The sequence below is a fragment of the Pseudoalteromonas sp. 3J6 genome (assembly GCF_903995135.1).
Lineage (GTDB): Bacteria > Pseudomonadota > Gammaproteobacteria > Enterobacterales > Alteromonadaceae > Pseudoalteromonas.
The window spans coordinates 1-17,516 of sequence record NZ_LR877185.1 but is presented as its reverse complement, the minus strand read 5'-3'; the positions used below and the strand labels follow the sequence as shown (position 1 = coordinate 17,516).

At 38.5% G+C, this 17,516-nt stretch carries 18 protein-coding genes; 2 read left to right on the top strand and 16 right to left on the bottom strand.

Annotated features, from left to right (window positions below; translation table 11 throughout):
- Positions 1-114: 114 nt before the first annotated feature.
- The 6 genes from P3J6_RS00080 to P3J6_RS00055 all read right to left on the bottom strand — a co-directional run bounded on the left by P3J6_RS00080 (position 115) and on the right by P3J6_RS00055 (position 4,625).
- Complete coding sequence (locus P3J6_RS00080) at positions 115-573, bottom strand: hypothetical protein (protein WP_178955029.1); 459 nt, start codon at positions 571-573, stop codon at positions 115-117.
- Positions 570-1,631, bottom strand: a complete 1,062-nt coding sequence (locus P3J6_RS00075) for a M50 family metallopeptidase (RefSeq protein WP_178955027.1) — start codon at positions 1,629-1,631, stop codon at positions 570-572. Before P3J6_RS00075 ends, P3J6_RS00080 begins: the two co-directional genes overlap by 4 nt.
- Before the next feature lie 17 nt (positions 1,632-1,648).
- On the bottom strand, positions 1,649-2,398 hold the full coding sequence (locus P3J6_RS00070; protein WP_178955026.1) for a hypothetical protein: 750 nt from the start codon (positions 2,396-2,398) through the stop codon (positions 1,649-1,651).
- A gap of 56 nt (positions 2,399-2,454) precedes the next feature.
- Positions 2,455-2,592 carry a hypothetical protein gene (locus tag P3J6_RS00065; protein WP_178955024.1) on the bottom strand — a complete coding sequence of 46 codons (138 nt, stop codon included), beginning with the start codon at positions 2,590-2,592 and terminating at the stop codon, positions 2,455-2,457.
- 427 nt (positions 2,593-3,019) lie between these two features.
- A complete protein-coding gene (locus tag P3J6_RS00060) occupies positions 3,020-3,994 on the bottom strand; it encodes a transposase (RefSeq protein ID WP_198521938.1) in 975 nt (324 codons plus the stop codon).
- 322 nt (positions 3,995-4,316) lie between these two features.
- The gene (locus tag P3J6_RS00055) at positions 4,317-4,625 is read right to left on the bottom strand and encodes a hypothetical protein (RefSeq protein WP_198521937.1); all 309 of its coding nucleotides are present in this window, start codon (positions 4,623-4,625) and stop codon (positions 4,317-4,319) included.
- Positions 4,626-4,815: 190 nt separating this feature from the next.
- On the opposite strand from P3J6_RS00055, the gene P3J6_RS00050 reads away from it, so the two are divergent.
- Positions 4,816-6,174, top strand: coding sequence for a serine hydrolase domain-containing protein (locus P3J6_RS00050; protein ID WP_198521936.1), 1,359 nt, complete (start codon positions 4,816-4,818; stop codon positions 6,172-6,174).
- A gap of 321 nt (positions 6,175-6,495) precedes the next feature.
- Here the strand turns inward: P3J6_RS00050 and P3J6_RS00045 are convergent, their stop codons facing one another.
- The 10 genes from P3J6_RS00045 to P3J6_RS00010 all read right to left on the bottom strand — a co-directional run bounded on the left by P3J6_RS00045 (position 6,496) and on the right by P3J6_RS00010 (position 16,225).
- Entirely contained in the window at positions 6,496-6,723 is a 228-nt protein-coding gene (locus P3J6_RS00045; RefSeq protein WP_198521935.1) for a hypothetical protein, read from the bottom strand.
- A 151-nt stretch (positions 6,724-6,874) separates the two neighbouring features.
- Positions 6,875-7,240, bottom strand: a complete 366-nt coding sequence (locus P3J6_RS18755; protein WP_232735454.1) for a hypothetical protein — start codon at positions 7,238-7,240, stop codon at positions 6,875-6,877.
- Positions 7,216-7,449 carry a hypothetical protein gene (locus P3J6_RS18750; protein WP_232735453.1) on the bottom strand — a complete coding sequence of 78 codons (234 nt, stop codon included), beginning with the start codon at positions 7,447-7,449 and terminating at the stop codon, positions 7,216-7,218. Before P3J6_RS18750 ends, P3J6_RS18755 begins: the two co-directional genes overlap by 25 nt.
- Positions 7,443-7,790, bottom strand: a complete 348-nt coding sequence (locus P3J6_RS18745; RefSeq protein ID WP_232735452.1) for a transposase — start codon at positions 7,788-7,790, stop codon at positions 7,443-7,445. Before P3J6_RS18745 ends, P3J6_RS18750 begins: the two co-directional genes overlap by 7 nt.
- Before the next feature lie 564 nt (positions 7,791-8,354).
- Entirely contained in the window at positions 8,355-9,047 is a 693-nt protein-coding gene (locus P3J6_RS00035) for a hypothetical protein (RefSeq protein ID WP_138594845.1), read from the bottom strand.
- Positions 9,025-9,672: a L,D-transpeptidase family protein gene (locus P3J6_RS00030; RefSeq protein ID WP_138594843.1), complete on the bottom strand. Its 648-nt coding sequence runs from the start codon at positions 9,670-9,672 to the stop codon at positions 9,025-9,027. Before P3J6_RS00030 ends, P3J6_RS00035 begins: the two co-directional genes overlap by 23 nt.
- A gap of 1,241 nt (positions 9,673-10,913) precedes the next feature.
- Complete coding sequence (gene gcvP / locus P3J6_RS00025; RefSeq protein WP_193050298.1) at positions 10,914-13,805, bottom strand: aminomethyl-transferring glycine dehydrogenase; 2,892 nt, start codon at positions 13,803-13,805, stop codon at positions 10,914-10,916.
- A 152-nt stretch (positions 13,806-13,957) separates the two neighbouring features.
- A complete protein-coding gene (gene gcvH / locus P3J6_RS00020; RefSeq protein WP_008112430.1) occupies positions 13,958-14,347 on the bottom strand; it encodes a glycine cleavage system protein GcvH in 390 nt (129 codons plus the stop codon).
- A gap of 76 nt (positions 14,348-14,423) precedes the next feature.
- Positions 14,424-15,506: a glycine cleavage system aminomethyltransferase GcvT gene (gcvT, locus tag P3J6_RS00015; RefSeq protein ID WP_008112433.1), complete on the bottom strand. Its 1,083-nt coding sequence runs from the start codon at positions 15,504-15,506 to the stop codon at positions 14,424-14,426.
- A gap of 119 nt (positions 15,507-15,625) precedes the next feature.
- A complete protein-coding gene (locus tag P3J6_RS00010) occupies positions 15,626-16,225 on the bottom strand; it encodes a hypothetical protein (RefSeq protein WP_008465326.1) in 600 nt (199 codons plus the stop codon).
- Between the two features lie 126 nt (positions 16,226-16,351).
- Between P3J6_RS00010 and P3J6_RS00005 the strand changes: the two genes are divergently transcribed.
- Positions 16,352-17,209 carry a LysR family transcriptional regulator gene (locus P3J6_RS00005; protein ID WP_008465324.1) on the top strand — a complete coding sequence of 286 codons (858 nt, stop codon included), beginning with the start codon at positions 16,352-16,354 and terminating at the stop codon, positions 17,207-17,209.
- Positions 17,210-17,516 lie beyond the last annotated feature (307 nt).

The window sequence follows — 17,516 nt, the reverse complement described above, 5'->3', positions numbered from 1 at the left end:
CCTTTGATGTCTGAAGTCAAGACTTGACCCCTTTGGTTTTAATCGTCGCAGTACAGCCAGAAATAAAAACCAAACCCGAAAAGAAAAATATTTTACGAATACCCATAATTCTCTCTAATCAGACTGACTAACTGAAAAGCTAATAGAATAAGCAGCCTTGGCAGGATAGAAATTAAACCCGAGTGATTTTTTGAACTTACTGGTATTTTCGATCGTATTACTCGATGAGAGAGGCTTATGTATTTGCATCCCCAAAAAAGGCTTTATTTGTTCACTGAAGTTTTGATATTCAAAATCAATCCCTGTGTAAACCCCATATATAGATTGACTTTCAGGGCCTTGCTCAGAGAAAGTTAAACCAATGTTATAATCCGCTTTCCAAAATTCACTGAGTTCAACTTGGTATGAAACCCCTAAGCCGTGCTCAAAAAACGAATCAATATCAAAGGAATTGCCATTAACCGTACTTTTATAGCCTTCAATGTATGACATGGATAGGTCAAGTTTATATGGCTCTTCTGCGTTTGATGCAAATGAGCAAATTAAACATAAAAATAATAATGAATCCCTCACATTTCCCCCTCGCTTTCTCTTTGAGAAAGGTATTTATATAAACCGACTACAATATACATACTAACCAAAAGCTGCCTAAAAATATCAAATGCAGGCTGATCTAAAACTGCAATTCCCTCAATGACAACATTCGAGTAAAAATGCCATCCAGTAAGAAGGACCACATAACTTATGTATCCAATTCCAAGTACCAAAAATAACCTAAAAGTAAAATAATGAATCCTTTTTTTCCTCTCCCTGGCTGAGAACATTTCTTTGTATATCCAATAGCCATCGTTTTTTACAAAAGGAACCAAATTAAAGAAAATTTGTATCGCTAGCATGTAAAAAAGTAAAACTAGCGCAACCTCTCCTAACCAAAAATAAAATGGTAAAACCAATAGAGGAAAGAAGATAATTTGATATAAAACGCCCGCAAAGAGTACTTTTAATTTTTTATTTTTGTCTATAAGTAATGCAGCATCTCTAACATCCGAAAAAAATGCTGGAAAGCAATAGTTAAATGTGACACCAATTGGAGCTTCTTTACCATGGTATTTATAGAGCAAAGAACTATGACCCAACTCGTGAATAATGCCAGAAGTAAATATATACAGCATAAGCATAATTAAAATATCATACCCCATACCAACTGACGCTGAAGGTATGGCAGTAAGTATATTATTAGTGTCATAAAGGTAAAAAGAGATACTTAATATCAACACTAGGTAAGGAATCAATAGTCTTGCGTAACTAAATAAACTGAAGAATTTTAGTGCAAAGCTTAAAGGTCGCTCTTTTAACAGAACAAACCCTTCAACTTCCTCTCCAGTACTCTCACTGATATGCTCTATCTCACTGGCTTTATAAATCACACCTTTTTTATGTAAATCATAAATATACTCAGCTTTGAGCATATTGGAAATTTCACCAGTATTAGAAGAATGCTTTTCTAGTAATGTAAAAATGTCTTTTGGGATATGGAAATATCTGTCTTGAATCGTTTTTATTGATACAACGTGGCCATTATCTAATTTTTCCTTGTAATTAAATATGTAACTCTCATCTAATGTATTCACTATGGCAGACCCTTACGCTATTTAAATTCACACATTCGTTCTAATTCATTAACCCGCTCAAAGTTTTTGAAGTCATTACCTAACAACTTTACATATTCATCTACAACTTCACCATGGCTATTAATTTCAGCTAGTCCAATAGACATTTTTTTATAATCATTACTTATTTGAGGTAGTATTAAAGATGGTTTTTGTTTTAACATCGAGGCGATACGCATGTACCCCAAACGATGCTTAATTTTGCCAAAATGAGTATCAAACATCTTATAATTTTTATCGTCACTACCGGCTGGTAAATCGACCAATATAAAAATACATTTTCCAGCTTTTTTTGCTTTGAGTACTTTTTTCACAAACAAGCCTGATTCATCAATAACAATTGGTTCCAATTCTGAACCAAAGGCATGCGCACATTTTACTACAAGTCCTAAATCAATACTCTGTGAAGTCAGAATGAAAGCCGCGCCACTGAAATTAAATTTTTTTACAAAGTAAAGGGGAACAGAGAAATAAGGGCCATAATGAAACAAAAAAAATATATTTTTATTTTCGACTTCGACATTGTCTTCGAAGCTTACATCGCAATTTAAATAGAATTGACTTTCTGGTCCATTAATTAAAAAGTCGGCATGTAATTTTCTGTAAGCTAGCCAATGGGAAAATTCTTTATCAAGTTGAGATTCAATTAGATTGCTGCTACAAACCTGCTTTGCAATACCATAAAACCTAGCTTTTTCTTGTTGATATCTTGATTCTTTATTATTCATTAGATTCGCAACAAAGAGAGAAGTAATACTTCTCTCTTTTTATTTTAAAAGCTCAATTAGAAAGGTGTTGAGCAGCCAACGCCAATTTCCCAATCGTGATCTACATGTGATTCAACTTCTTGAATTTCATCTAGCTGTAGTTCTTCGTTGTTTTCTACTGGAAGTTGTTGAATGTTTTCCATTTTATTTTCCATTTTATTTTCCTTTTAATAAAGTTGATGATTTTGAAGCATCTCTTGTACCTCTAAAGTCACATTAACCTCACGGAAGCATTATTGCAACATAAAATTAACCAAAACCGTGAAAAATTAGAAACGAAAAGCAAAACCCCTCACAAACCATTGATTTAAAAGGATAAAACACATAAAAAAGCCACAAGAGTCACCCATTAGGAAGTTCCGGTCAAGCAGGCAGCTGTGCTTTCTTGATCTTTTTATTCAAAAAACCAAGTGTTGTTACTTTTTAAACCGAAGGAACCGAATGGGGTCTGGAACCGAATGGGGTCAAATCTTGACTTCAACCGAATGAACCAAATGGGGTCAGAACCAAATGAGAACCAAATGGGGTCATGAGAACCAAATGGGGTCAAGTCTTGACTTCAACCGAATGAACCAAATGGGGTCAAGTCTTGACTTCAGACATCAAACAATCTTGCAACTTGTACAATTGTAATTTAACCTTTCTATCTTCAACCATTAATCTGTTCAACCTACCGACAGTTTTCGATATCGCCGAATAATGCTCAACATTAAAAACATCTGCTAGAGCCTGCAAATTTAATCCCGTTAAATCTTGGCACAATTTAATAGCAAACCAACGGGGTAGGTTTTTCTCTTTGCGCCCCTTTTTAACCATTACTATATCATCTACTTCAACACTAAAATGTTTAGCTACATAAGCAATTACATTATTTGCAGAGTACTTTTTACTAACAAACTTACTTTCACTATCTGACTTGGCAATATAGTCTTTTATGTTTTCAATAAAGTCCTCACAACCCAAAACCGACAATAACTTTTTAGCACCATAAAAAGCGCTTATTTCTTTGTTGTTTTCATATTCCACAAACTGCTTATAAGCTGCATATTTACGCTTTTTGCCTTGCAACGAAAATATAAAGTCTCGAACAAGCCATTTAGGCGTTACTCCCCTTCTAATGAAAGCTGGATAGCTAGACCACTTATATTTAACAAGCTCTTCTACCAAAGGGCTACTCGTTTCAATTGGGTTACGGTGAATGTACCGACTAACATGCAATAAATAGTTATCTGCATCCACAAGTATCGCTTTGTAGCGCCCTCTAAACAACGCACCATCCATATTATGTGTTCGATTAAAGTATTGGGTATAAAGGCCATTAATATGCTTCATGGCTCGGCCTAAATTTGCATCAGGGGTTTTGATTAGCAAGTGGTAATGATTGGTCATTAAGCAATATGAATGCACTTCAATATTAAAGCGAAGGCTTGCTTGCTCAATGCAATATAAAAAATATTTAAAGTCGTCATCACTCAAAAAGGTATTTTCACGCCCTCTTCCGCGATTCATCACATGATAAAATGCGTTCTCGTACTCTATTCGCAGCGGCCTAGACATAGCGATTCACTCAATAAGCTGTAAACTATAAATCTAGACCTTTGATGTCTGAAGTCAAGATTTGACCCCTTTCGTTCTTTTAGTAAACTTGAAAAAACAAATGATATTTTTAACAAACCCTTATTAGAATAGCCATTAGCTTTCTTTTGAGTCATATTATGTCGAGCAAAAAGATTAATACATACTAAGCAAAATATTACTACGCAGCCTTTTAATATCATTTAAATATCTTCCAGTTTAATTAAACCTCTCAAGATTAACTCCTTTTTTGCAGCCGCTTCATTTTTGCTTGAACAGTAATACAAAAAAGTCGAAATAACAGTTAAAAAATTCCATTAGCCATTACAAATATAACTGTATTAATAACAATACTGACTATATAAGCCCCTATAAAAAGCATAGCGAATACTGAAACGGCCCCACCTCCTGTATATCCGGCCTTAGCTTTTTCTATCATTAAAACATAGATGCTCAGCCCTATACTCACCTTAAACCACAGCCAGTAATCGTTACTAAATAACGGTATTGCTGCAAAAGCAACGATCGGTACTAAAATTTTACCTTCTTCGTTTTTGTGTAAAAAATAAAAAGCCATAACAGCAATATATAAAAATGGCGTTACATCACTCATATAAACAACTTCCTTGTAAATATAAAATTAAAATAAATAAATTTTAACTATTGTACTTATTAATCAGTACTAAGTACTTAAAAACGTCATTAATTGTGTTTACTTTTTAGCTGTGCAATATTAACTCACTATAAAGCGCAAGGAACGCCTGCTCATTAGCGAACTTGATATAAAAAATTAAAGGATGAACATGATTAAGCCATTTTACACAGGCTGCTTATTAGCTCTTACTCTATTAATACCCAACCTAGCTAAAGCAGAGCCTACAGTTTTACAGTATCAGCAAATCCTTAATAATACTCTTTCAGCCAGTGAGCCTGGTGTGTCGGTGATAATAAGTAAAAATGGAAAAACTGTTTTTAAAGGAACCCGAGGGCTTGCCAACCTTGAACACAACATTGCACTAACCAATCAAAGTGTTTTACGGTTAGGTTCTATTTCAAAACAGTTTACCGCTGCTGCAATTATGATGCTGCAAGAGCAAGGTAAATTATTAACCTCTGACGATATTCATAAGTATGTTCCAAGCTTTCCTACTGAGGGTAACCTCGTCACAATAGAAAACTTACTGACCCACACATCGGGAATAGCAAATTATACCGATGACGACGACCTGTTCGATAAAGAAATAAAAGTACCTGCAAGTGTTGATGATACGCTAGCGCGTTTTGCCAAGCACCCTATGGTTTTTAAACCAGGCGAAGCAATGGCTTATTCAAATACAGGTTATTCACTACTTGGTAAAATAGTGGAAGTAGCAAGTGGGCAATCTTATAAGGAGTTCGTTGAACAATATATTTTTAAAAAACTGGGGATGACACAAAGTAGCTACGAAGGGCAAGAGCTTGTTCCTCATCGCGCAGCTGGATATGAAAAAACAGCGCAAGGCTTTATAAACACAAGTTATATTAATATGGATTGGCCCTATGCAGCAGGGGCGCTTATATCTACTCCAACTGACTTAAACATTTGGTTTAGTGCATTATCGTCAGGCAAACTTATTAGTAAGGCAAGTTATGAGAAGATGGTCAGCCCTTTTAAACTTAACGACGGCAGCTTTTCACCTTACGGTTACGGCCTAATTATTAAGCCTTTTAATGACTACACGGTAATTAAGCACACCGGTGGAATAAATGGCTTTTTAGCACATGCACGCTACATACCCGAGCAAAAACTATACGTAGCTGTACTCGCTAATTCAAACCATATAAACCCTATTTTTATAAACGAAAAACTCACAGCTAAAGTACTAGGTATAGAACTACCAAAATTTAAAAGCGTAAATGTAACAGCGCAGCAACTATTACCCGTTTTAGGCGATTACCGTATTAATAAAAATACTTCTCGCAGCCTAATTTATGAAAATGACGTTTTATATTCTCAGCGCACAGGTGGAAATAAAATAAAGCTAATCCCCATGTCTAAAACTAGTTTTTACTACCTTAATTCAAACAACTATTTAGTAATTGAAAAAAATAGCCAAGGAAAATTAATAATGAAATATTTTAGTGGGTTATCAACCACACCCTCTGAGGCAATTAAAATTTAAGATAATTATAATGACACTCATTCTGATTTATCTATTTTTAATGTATGAAGTCAAGATTGGCACCTTGGATCTCACATGGGTGACTGGTGCATATTCTCACCAATCAACGTCATTACTGGATGCATAGTCATATTTAAAGTGAGTTTAAAAAGTAATAACACTTGGTTTTTTGAATAAAAAGTTCAAGAAAACACAGCTGTCTGCTTAACCGGAACTTTCTAAAGAGAGTAAAAGGGGGCTAATGCAGGTGAAATTAAAATAAAAGTGATAAGGGTTTGGTAGCCTCGCTCAAGTTACCTACACTAAATAATGAGTATTTACCTAAGACTCTGAATATTTTTTATTATAAGTTAATAACCCAAAGCCAATTGGTATGCAGGAAAAACAAAAAGCGCTTAATATTTCAAAGTCTGTAAAAAAAACTCCTAATATGCCAACTACAATCATAATTCGACTAGTTAATTTAAACCACTTTTTGGGAAGCAACCATGTTACTCCTCCCCCTAACAAAAGAGAAAAAACGATTACCCGCCAAGTAAACTCATCCATAGTAATTTACCTTCTATTTATATTGATTCCGAGAAATAGTATGTTATTGATATGACTTTTGAGATCCAATCCCGCCATTCACATAAACTTCTAATGAAATTAAAATATCATCAATATGTCGCTGCGGTAAATTATCAAAAACCAAATGGGGTCAAACCTTGACTTCAGACATCAAACAATCTTGCAGCTTGTCCAATTGTAATTTAACCTTTCTATCTTCAACCATTAATGTATTCAACCTACCGACAGTTTTCGATATCGCCGAATAATGTTCAACATTAAAAACATCTGCTAAAACCTGCAAATTTAATCCCGTTAAACCTTGGCACAATTTAATAGCAAACCAACGGGGTAAGTTTTTCTCTTTGTGCCCCTTTTTAACCATTACTATATCATCTCTAAAATGTTTAGCTACATAAGCAATTACATCATTTACAGAGTACTTTTTACTAACAAACTTACTTTCACTACCTGATATCGCAATACAGTCCTTTATGCTTTTAATAAAGTCCCACAACCAAGCACCGACAATAACTTTTTAGCACCATAAAAAGCGCTTATTTCTGTGTCGTTTTCATATTCCACAAACTGCTTATAAGCTGCATATTTACGCTTTTTGCCTTGCAACGAAAATATAAAGTCTCGAACGAGCCATTTAGGCGTTACTCCCCCTCTAATGAAAGCTGAATAGCTAGACCACTTATATTTAACAAGCTCTTCTACCAAGGGGTTACTCGTTTCAATTGGGTTACGGTGAATGTACCGACTAACATGCAAAAATAGTTATCTGCATCCACAAGTACCGCTTTGTAGCGCCCTCTAAACAACGTACCATCCGTATTATGTGTTCGATTAAAGTACTGGGTATAAAGGCCATTAATATGCTTCATGGCTCGGCCTAAATTTGTATCAGGGGTTTTGATTAGCAAGTGGTAATGATTGGTCATTAAGCAATATGAATGCACTTCAATATTAAAGCGAAGGCTTGCTTGCTCAATGCAATATAAAAAATATTTAAAGTCGTCATCACTCAAAAAGGTATTTTCACGCCCTCTTCCACGGTTCATCACATGATAAAATGCGTTCTCGTACTCTATTCACAGCGGCCTAGACATAGCGATTCACTCAATAAGCTTTAAACTATAAATCTAGACCTTTGATGTCTGAAGTCAAGACTTGGTACTAAACGATGACTGAGGCGAAAGCCAAGGGCCTTAATTAATCATCAATAATGCTTAATTAAACTGCCTAAATTCATATGGGTGACTGGTGTATATTCACACCAATCGACGTCATTACTGAGTGCGTAGCCATATTTAAAGTGAGTTTAAATGATAAGAACACTTGGTTTTTGAATAAAAAGATCAAGAAAACACAGCTGCCTGCTTGACCGGAACATTCTAATGGGTGACCCCTTTCGTTTGAAACAGAAGCTAAAATAGTAAAACAAATAAAGGCAATGCTAGAGCTAAGCTTAGTCGCGCTATAGTTTATAAAAACCAATTTAAGCGCATATAAAAGAGCAATAATATTGCCCTTTTATAGCCCGCATTAAGCAAAGTGTTCAATACATCAAAATCCAAGTTCATTTAGTCTATTAAAATAGATACAGTATTTTAATCTATTAACTTCTATAGCTCACACAACGACATTTCATGTTTCGGTTTTGCTATTTTTTTACTTGTTAGCGTTTTTCCTGTTTCTGTATCAAGGGTTATAACATCCCAATTTTGGTTTTTATTGGTTGTTATTAATACTTTTAAATTCCCATTACACAGCTTTGGTGGAATATTTATTTGAGTCCAAGATAATTCAATATCCCATGTACCATCCAACCTATAGCAACTGCCTGTATTTATAGAACTAAGCTTTGCCCACCCGCGCGGATGGCAAGCAATTAAATAAGGTTTTTCAGCCACCACTGTAGATTTGGGCTTAACTTTAAAGCCTGTTGAGGTTAAACCATCGTCTTCAATTTGAAGAGCATCTCCAGCTGAACTAATAACATAAAATTTATTATTAGCTTTGAAAAATTGTGATACATAACCCCTTGTTAAAGGCCAGTATTTTATTGGCTCCTTGTTATAGGGAATAAAACTTACATATGAAGCGTTACTACCATTTATTATTTTATAACCTCCAAGTAACCATCCATTATCTGAGTCAAAAACGGTAGATACGCTATCAAGTTCAATAGATACTTCATTACCGTTAGGCAGCAAGTACATACTTGCTGCAAGCAGGTTATTACTAAATAAAAAAAAAGCACTCATCGTCACTGATAAAATGCAGATACTTTTATTAATTTGATTTATAACGTTCATGATATTTATGTACCGTAAATGAAGTGCCTCGTTTAAAAGCACCTATGGTGAATAAGCGGTCTCTATCGTTAGGTTTTAAATGAATACACCCATGTGAAGGTACCAATCGAACTGTTGAACCTGTTGCTTTTTCGGCTTCGTTCTCCGGCGTAGTGTGAAACATTTGCCCTGATAGACGCTCTTTTCCATCAAGTATTTTATTACCATTAATATCTTTAAACCAACGAATAGCAGTAGGCCCAAAATCATTGAACACCCACTTGTCAGGTACCACTTCTTTGCCATACAGCTCTTTATGCATTTCCATGATTGCACTACGCACAGGTAGTTTATATAACTGATTTAGACTTCCCCACTTACCACTTGGTAGGGCATACCAAATATCTCCTTTTGCAGGCATATCTTTTAGCTTAGTGCCCCAAGTTAGTTTTGATGTAGGCCAAGTAGGCGTTCTATAAGCTTCTGTTTTATCTATTATATAATGACCTGGCGTAGTCGGCTCTTCGGCCATATAGGGATCATTACCAACTTTTGGAGGGCCTCCCATCGCTTCAAATTGAGCGAATTTCAAACCATTTTGCTTTATAACCAAAAGGTCCTGACCTGGATAAAAATGAACTTCCATATGAACTTAAACTCCATTTACTTATAATTTTATTTTCCTGAGACCTAAATAAAGGTATTTATATTAGGTCAGATAGCTAATTTTTATACAACATTAGTGTACCTAATAACCTACCACACGTAAATAACTCATAAAAAACCTTTGCAACATCTATTATCTTTTATCCTAGGAAAATAATTCTTATGCTTAGATTCGTCAGGAGCAGAAGCGAAGGGGTTAAAGGATTGGTAATGTGTAAGCATAAACCACAGAATTGTTACAGCGCAGTGTGTAAACACAGCCAGAAACTGGACTGACATTGGTACTAAACGATGACTGAGGCGAAAGCCAAGGGCATTAATTAATCATCAACAATGCTTATTAAACTGCCTAAATTCATATGGGTGACTGGTGCATATTCACACCAATCGACGTCATTACTGGGTGCGTAGTCATATTTAAATTGAGTTTAAATAATAAGAACACTTGGTTTTTGAATAAAAAGATCAAGGAAACACAGCTGCCTGCTTGACCGGAACTTTCTAATGGGTGACCCCTATTCGATTGGAAAATATAATTTTGTAATAATTCGAAGGATCAAGTTTTACTTCTTACCTAGACCAATTATTAATCATTAATCTCACGTTTAACCCCCTCCCCCGTCATCACGCCCTGAAAATAAGCAATTGATGAGTAATATCGCGCATGGATGCGCGATAAGGCGAAACTAGGCCATGGATGGCCTATCTTCGCCGTTTACGTTCACATCAATTGTGGTTTAAAGGATTAAGTGTGATGCTCGGGTGCGCTGGGAGAGTCCAGAGAGGGGTCAGCGGCAGCCCCTCTTTGGCTGCCGTCGCCAGCGCGACAAAACCTTGAATGAGGTTTCTAATTTAGGTCACGGATTTATCCAGGCAAAAGTTAGCAATAAAAGCAATCAGCCAAGGTGATACAACTTTTTGGGCTAAAGCCCAACCTACAAACCACGCACGCCAGCAAGCTCAGCGCCTACGGTGATACCTATTATTCCTGTGTTAAATCACACATGCCTAAAGAGCAACCTACAAACAATACATATTTACGTGCTTGAGAGTTGGTAATGATATTGGAGAATCGTTGGGTTTCGTTTCACTCAACCTACATAAGCATTGGAAATGGCTTTTCACCTCACACAAAAAAGCCGTTGCATTACTGCAACGGCTTTTATAATTTCAATAAATCCCACTCCACAGTGGAACTTACTATCCTTTAAAGTTCAAAAATTAGTCGCGATAAGTCTCAATCGGAGGACATGCACATACTAAATTACGGTCGCCGTATACGTCATCGATACGTGTAACCGTTGGCCAGAACTTGTCTTTAGCAACTGCTGGCACTGGGAATGCAGCGTAAAAACGGTCATACGCGCGGTCCCATTCATTACCTAACACATCAGCTTGTGTGTGCGGTGCAAATACCAGTGGGTTGTTTTCGATAGACCATTCGCCTGAAATGATTTTATCAATTTCACCTTTAATCGATACCATCGCTTCGATAAAGCGGTCAATCTCGCCCTTAGACTCAGATTCAGTTGGCTCAATCATTAATGTGCCCGCTACTGGGAACGACATTGTTGGTGAGTGGAAACCATAATCTTGTAAGCGCTTAGCAACGTCCATTTCAGTAATGCCTGAGGCTTCTTTTAATGGGCGTAGGTCAATAATACATTCGTGAGCAACGCGATTATTACGGCCACGGTATAAAATTGGGAAGTGCTTGCTAAGCTCATTGCTTAGGTAGTTAGCATTTACAATCGCCATTTCTGTCGCTTGTTTTAAGCCTTCAGAGCCCATCATGGCAATGTAAGCCCATGAAATAGGTAAAATAGCTGCAGAGCCGTAAGGCGCTGCCGATACTGCACCATTTCCTTCATTAGTACCTGGTACGTTAATTACACTGTGGTTTGGCATAAATGGCGCAAGGTGTGATTTAACACCAATTGGGCCAACACCTGGGCCACCGCCGCCGTGTGGAATACAGAAGGTTTTATGTAAGTTTAAGTGCGATACGTCTGAGCCAATAAAGCCTGGGCTAGTAACACCTACTTGCGCGTTCATGTTTGCGCCATCCATGTAAACTTGGCCACCGTGCTGGTGAACAATTTCACATAACTCACGAATCGTTTCTTCGTATACACCGTGGGTAGATGGGTACGTTACCATGGCACATGATAGGTTTTCAGAGACTTCTTCAGCTTTTGCTTTTAAGTCTTCCATGTCGATGTTGCCGTTTTTATCACAGTTAACAACTACAATTTTCATGCTGGCCATTTGTGCCGACGCTGGGTTAGTACCGTGCGCAGAACTTGGGATTAAACATACGTTACGGTGCGCGTCCCCTCGTGACTCGTGGTATTTACGAATGGCGATTAAGCCTGCGTATTCACCTTGTGCACCTGAATTTGGTTGCAATGAAACCGCATCGTAACCGGTAATGTTAACTAGCCAATCGTGTAGCTCGTTAATCATTACTTGGTAACCCTCTGCTTGGTCTAGCGGGCAGAATGGGTGAAGGTTTGCAAATTCAGGCCAGGTAACTGGGATCATTTCAGCGGTCGCGTTTAGTTTCATGGTACATGAGCCTAACGAGATCATAGAATGATTAAGCGCTAAATCTTTGTTTTCAAGGCGCTTAATATAGCGAAGCATGTCTGTTTCGCTGTGGTAGCTGTTAAAGTTTGGATGCGTTAGTATTTCATCATCACGCACTAGGCTTGCAGGAATAGAGTCACTGCCATTTGCTTCAACATCAGCGGCAATCGCATCTACACTTAGGCCATGGCCTTCGCCTAAAATAATATCAAATAACTCAGCAACGTCTGCACGGGTTGTGGTTTCAGATACTGAAATTGAGTATTCACCTGCATGGTTAGTAGCAAAGTTAACACCTTTAGCTACAGCACGCGCAATCACGTCGGCTTTGTTTTCATCAACCACTGTTAATGTGTCAAACCAAGTAGTGTGCTTAAGTGCCACACCTTTTGCTTTTAAGCCAGTTGCTAAAATATCAGCAAAACGGTGAATGCGTTGTGCAATGGTTTTTAAGCCTTGCGGGCCATGGTATACCGCGTAAAACGCAGCCATGTTCGCTAGCAATACTTGCGCAGTACAAATGTTTGAATTGGCTTTGTCGCGGCGAATATGTTGCTCGCGGGTTTGCATTGCCATACGTAATGCATCGTTACCTAAACGGTCTTTTGATACACCAATAATACGACCTGGTAATGAACGTTTGTACGCATCACGTGTTGCAAAAAATGCGGCATGAGGACCGCCGTAACCCATAGGTACACCAAAACGTTGTGCCGAACCCAGTACTACGTCGGCGCCTAATTTACCTGGTGCTTTTAATAGTAATAAGCTCATAATGTCGGCAGCTACACAGGCAATCGCTTTTTTGCTTTGTACGCCAGCTATTAGGTCAGTTATATCAACAATTTCGCCTGATGTTGACGGGTATTGAAATAACGCACCAAAAATATCGTGGTTCACAGCATCGGCGGCTTTACCTACAATAATTTCAAAACCAAATTGCTCTGCACGGGTGCTCACTACGTCAATGGTTTGCGTGTGTACGTCGTCGGCAATAAAGAACGCATTGGCTTTTTTAGCTTTAGATACACGTTTTGCAAGGCCCATAGCCTCGGCTGCAGCGGTTGATTCGTCAAGCAGTGAGGCACTTGCTAAATCTAGGCCGGTAATATCTAGGGTCATAGTCTGGAAATTTAATAGTGACTCTAAACGCCCTTGTGCAATCTCTGGCTGATACGGTGTGTACGCTGTATACCAACCCGGGTTTTCAAGTACGTTACGTAAAATTACGTGCGGTACGTGAGTTGGGTGGTAGCCTTGGCCAATATACGATTTGAAAACTTTATTTTTGCTTGCTACTGATTTTAAGTAGCTTAGTGTTTCAACTTCGGTGCGGCTTTCGCCGATATTAAGACCTTGCTCAAGACGGATACCAGCAGGTACAGTTTGACCGATCAGCTCTTCAACGCTCGATACTTCAAGAGCGCTAAGCATGTCGTTTACTTGCGCTGGGCTTGGCCCAATATGGCGGCGAATAAAATCTTGCTTTTGCTCTAATTGTTCAAGAGATTTGGCGTTTGACATGTGTCCAGATTCCTATGATCCAAATACTAATGGGTAACTAGTATTGATTAAAATATGTGATGATTTAGCTGCTTACTTTGTATGGAAAAATAAGCGCTTTAATCATAAAAGCCCCAATGTTTTAACATAGAGGGGCTTTTATTAATTAACGATTAGTCTTCGTCAATTGTATGCGCGTAACCTTCAGCGTCTAATAAGTTATCTAACTCAGACTCTTCTGACGCTTTAATACGGAATAACCAACCGTCGCCGTATGCGTCGTTGTTTACTGTTTCAGGCGCATCTTCTAGCTCTTCGTTAATGGCAACAATTTCACCACTGATTGGCGCGTAAATGTCTGATGCCGCTTTTACTGACTCTGCTACTGCACAGTCTTCGCCAGCATCTACTTCGTCGCCTACTTCTGGTAATTCAACAAATACCATGTCGCCAAGCAGTTCTTGTGCATGCTCAGAAATACCAACAGTGTAAGTGCCGTCGCCTTCGTTACGAACCCACTCGTGTGAAGGTGCGTATTTTAACTCGCTAGGGATATTGCTCATTTTTTTCATCCTTTGGTTTAGATTGGGAGAATACCAATAAATAAGGCTAACTTATTTATTGGTATAACCAAATTATTTAGATTATTGATTTACCGTTACGTACAAAGCCCGACTTAACTACTTTTACGTTAACTAATTTTTTACGCATTTCTACTTGAGCTGTGTCGCCAGTTGAACGTGGTACACGTGCTAATGCAACACTATAGCCCAATGTTGGTGAGAATGTGCCAGATGTAATAACACCTTCACCACCATCAACAATTACTTTAGAACCACTGCGTAGTACGCCTTTTTCTTCAAGAATAAGACCTACTTGCTTGTGAGTACTTTTTTCTGCACGTTGTTTTACCAAAACATCACGACCAATAAAGTCACGATCTTCTGGCTCCCATGCAATAGTCCATGCCATGTTAGCTGCCAGTGGTGATACGCTTTCGTCCATATCTAGGCCGTAAAGGTTCATACCTGCTTCTAAACGCAGTGTGTCGCGCGCACCTAAGCCCGCTGGCGCCACACCGGCATCAAGCAATTGCTGCCATAAATCGGCGGCTTGCTCGTTTGGTACTACAATTTCGTAACCGTCTTCGCCAGTATAACCTGTTGTAGCAATAAATAAATCACCGGCTTGAACACCAAAAAATGGCTTCATGCCTTCTACTGCAGCTTGCTGGTCTGCGTTTAATACTTGAGCTGTTTTAGCACGTGCATTAGGGCCTTGAACTGCAATCATGGCGTATTCTGGGCGCTCAGTAACCGTTACAGCAAAATCGCTCGATACCTTAGCCAAATGTGCTAAATCTTTTTCACGGGTCGCTGAGTTAACCACTAAGCGATAAAATGTTTCGCTAAAGTAGTAAATAATTAAGTCGTCGATTACGCCGCCTTGCTCGTTAAGCATGCCTGTGTAAAGCGCTTTACCTGGTACAGTTAACTTAGCAACATCGTTAGCTACTAGCTTGCGTAAAAACGCTTGTGCTTGCTCACCTTGTATATCAACAATGGTCATGTGTGATACGTCGAACATACCCGCATCGTTACGTACGGCGTTGTGTTCTTCTATTTGTGAGCCGTAGTTAATTGGCATTTCCCAGCCATGAAAATCAACCATTTTTGCGCCGGCTTCAAGGTGCTTTGCATGTAATACTGTTTTAGAAGTCATAATATTCCTTCACTTTTAAATTAACCCATGTGTGTGGGCGTGGCCTCAATTAAATGAGGGGGAATAACATGGTAGCCATTAATAAGCTTACCAAATTGTAATCTTTAACTTTTTACCCGTTAGGCTGCTTGAGTGTTGGTAACACTAAAGCCCTGTTGCTGCATATACTGTTGCCACTTATCAAGCGTGGCTGTTTTAGCAATAACAATAAACTGCTGTTCGTTGTTTTGATCTACTGCAGTAACAAACACGTCTCCACTTTGCGCGCCATAGCAAAGCTGCGCGTCAGCAAGGCGTAACCCTGGGGTTAGTTTAAATGCCTCAACTAAGGTATCAAATGCATTGTCGCCTTTTAAAGTAAAGGTCGCTAAGTCGGTGCGTACCACAAAGTCTATATCGTATCTAAGCTGCTGCTCGTTAATGAGCGCTTGTAATTGCAGGCTAGCATTAACAGGAAGTACAAATCGAAAGGCGGTTTCGCTAAAGTAGTAAACGGCGTAGCTAAAATCAGAATTTAAATCGCCATCCAGTGTGCCTTTAAAGCCAAAGCCACTAGCGGTAAGTTTGGTGAGGTCATGACCTAAAATAGCACTTAAAAATACCGATGCTTCACTACCACTAAAGTCAATAACAACATGACTGCTATCGGCTTGTAAGGCATTAATAACCGCGCTGTTAGCGTTGCTATGGCGGGCAAACATAATCGGGTTAAAAGTCATAACAAATACCTATCAATCTTTAATAGCAAAAGTATATTGCGCAAGCCTTACAACAACAAATTGTAATTACTTATCAATTGATAAATAATACTTATATATATAGCCATATAAATAGTAATTTTAAATATGAAAAATATTTCAACCGACAGTTTACGAACTTTTGTTATGGTGGTTGAGGTTGGTGGATTTGCCAAAGCAGGCGATTTACTTGGCCTTTCGCAACCTGCGGTGAGCTTGCAAGTAAAACGCTTAGAAGACTTACTCGGCTATAAATTATTTAAAAAGCAGGGGCAACGACAAGTGCTCAACCAATATGGCGAGTTATTACTGCCGATGGCAAAGCAAATGGTGCAGCATAACGATGCCATTTTGCAGTTGTTCACCTCAGAAAGTGTAACCGGTAAAGTGCGCTTGGGGATCCCTAGCGAATTTGCCGCGCGTATTTTGCCCTCCATTATTGGCGATTTTGTGGCGCTCTACCCTGAGGTATCACTTGAAGTAAAATCACGTTTAAGTAAACACCTACTCTCTGATGAGCGCCAAGATCAATTTGATTTAGTGTTAGCGCTTAACGAGCAACTAGACTCAGAAAAATTCCCTATTTTTATTCAAGACCAATTAGTGTGGGTAGGCGACCTATCACTGGCACAAAATGAAACGGTAACCTTAGTGACCGCGCCTGAGGGCTGTATTTACCGACGCAGAGCAACTCAGGCGCTTGAAAAAGCAGGCATTAAATATCGTATTGTTTACAGTAATGCCGATTTAACCGGTTTAATTGCCGCATTAAAAGAAGGCTTAGGCATAACAGTGCTCGCAAAAAGTACCGTACCTAACGATTTAGCCTATCACTTACACACTAAACATTTACCTGCGCTTGGCAGCATAGGTATTAGTTTAGTAAAAACCGCCAGCGAACCTGAAAACGCGGTATTTAAACTCGCCGAATTTATTAAGCTGCGCTTAGGCTATCCCACTGCTTAAATAACCTGAACTCTGGATAATAAATCTATCCCACACAGAGTTCAGGTTAAATTAACTGCCACTAGCCATTACATTATCCTAATTTTATAAGATTAGAATAAACATTCAGGGTCTGTTGACCTTTGCGGATTAAGATTTGTTCAAACTAGGGGCGGTTTAATCGCGGCGCGAGGTTTGTAACCTAGTGGGCTAAGTAAAAACCGAGCAACAAAGAGTAAATCGCCCCTAGGCAGAACCCTTCGGGCAGCGCCTGTTTGGCATTGATGCTGCGTTATCGCCTATTTATGGGGAATAACCACACCACATA